The 1,558-nt window shown below is 61.6% G+C and carries 2 protein-coding genes and 1 pseudogene; all 3 read right to left on the bottom strand.

What is annotated here, in order from left to right; all coding sequences use genetic code 11:
• A partial coding sequence (locus tag MPJ51_RS19440) for an ABC transporter substrate-binding protein (RefSeq protein WP_298390312.1) occupies positions 1-488 on the bottom strand: 488 nt, incomplete at its 3' end.
• Positions 489-548: 60 nt separating this feature from the next.
• On the bottom strand, positions 549-1,394 hold the full coding sequence (locus MPJ51_RS19435) for an ABC transporter permease (protein WP_298390309.1): 846 nt from the start codon (positions 1,392-1,394) through the stop codon (positions 549-551).
• Positions 1,391-1,558, bottom strand: a pseudogene (locus tag MPJ51_RS19430) (ABC transporter permease); the annotation flags it as partial. The pseudogene MPJ51_RS19430 and the gene MPJ51_RS19435, both read right to left, overlap by 4 nt.

Below are 1,558 nucleotides of genomic sequence, written 5' to 3'. Positions count from 1 at the left end.
TTCAGAACTTCGACACCGCTCTCGCTCTTGCCGCCGGTATCGATGCCCAACTGGCTCATCCAGCTCATGAACGGGAATTCGTTGCCGAAGAACCAGACCCCCAGCGTGCGGTTTTTCAGATCATCGGGCGAGGCGATACCCGCGTCCTTCCAGCAGGTCAGCATCATGCCCGAGCTTTTGAACGGCTGTGCGATATTGACCAGCGGCAGGCCCTTTTCGCGTGCGGCAAGCGCCGCGGGCATCCATTCGACCGTCACATCGGCCCCACCGCCTGCGATCACCTGCGTTGGTGCAATGTCAGGTCCGCCGGGCAGAATGGTGACGTCCAGCCCCTCTTCCTCGTAAAACCCTTTGTCCTTGGCCACGTAATAACCCGCGAACTGCGCCTGAGTGACCCATTTCAGCTGTAATGTCACCTCATCCGCTGCCAAAGCCGCACTGGCTGCCATGCTAAAGGCGGCAATCGCCCCGCTGAGTAGCTTGTTCATCTTCATGTCTCCTAGTTGCTGTTGGTGCCCCGTTTTCGGGGTCTGTTGAATTTCCTTTTCTTATCCACGTTGCGACGGATGCCAGAAGGTCACCGCCTTTTCGATCATCGCGACCAGCCCATAGAACGCCGTTCCGGCCAGCGCCGCGACAACGATCTCGGCCCAGACCATATCCAGCGACAATTGCCCGACACTGGTCGAGATCCGAAAGCCCATGCCCAAAGTGGGCGAGCCGAAGAATTCAGCCACAATAGCGCCGATCAGCGCCAGAGTGGTGGAAATCTTCAACCCGTTGAAAATGAAAGGCATCGCGGCGGGAAGACGCAGCTTCAGAAAGCTTTGCCAATAGGTGGCGGCATAGGTCTCCATCAGGTCGCGCTGCATGGCTGTGGCCTCGCGCAGGCCTGCGACGGTGTTGACCAGCATGGGAAAGAACACCATCACCACGACCACCGCCGCCTTGGAGTGCCAGTCGAACCCGAACCACATCACCAGAATGGGGGCCGTGCCGACAATCGGCAGCGCCGCCACGAAATTGCCCACCGGCAGCAGACCCAGACGTAGGAAATCCCAGCGATCCACCGCAATGGCCATCAGGAACGCCGCCCCGCAACCGATGAGATATCCGCTGAGCGCGCCCTTGATGATGGTCTGAAAGAAATCCGCCCAGAGGATCGGCAGGCTATTGCCAAAGCGCACCGCGATCACCGAAGGCGCAGGCAGGATGACCAGCGGCACCTCAAGCCCGCGCACCACCAGTTCCCAGATGACGATCACGGTCAGGCCAAAGATCAGCGGCGCCAGCGTGCGAACCATGCGACTGTCGGCATATGGCCCGCTGGCCAGGCGGCTGTTGATCCACCAGCCCAGCAGCCAGACCGCGATTGCAAGCACCACCAGTATCATTGCGCCATCCCCATCCGGCGCAGCACCGCGCGCTCAAGCAGCCCCAGCAGCCCCACCAGACAGGCCGCCAGCAGCGCCGCCGCAAACAGCGCCGACCAGATCTGCACCGTCTGCCCGTAATAGCTGCCCGCCAGCAGCCGCGCGCCCAGCCCCGCCACGGCACC

Source organism: Ruegeria sp. (genome assembly GCF_028066395.1).
Lineage (GTDB): Bacteria > Pseudomonadota > Alphaproteobacteria > Rhodobacterales > Rhodobacteraceae > Ruegeria.
Note: the sequence above shows the minus strand (reverse complement) of the source record. Positions and strands in the feature narration are given on the sequence as shown.

What these genes read in the sequence shown, in the direction of transcription:
- MPJ51_RS19435 (WP_298390309.1), bottom strand. Translation starts at nt 1,394, where the DNA reads ATGATACTGGTGGTGCTTGCAATCGCGGTCTGGCTGCTGGGCTGGTGG.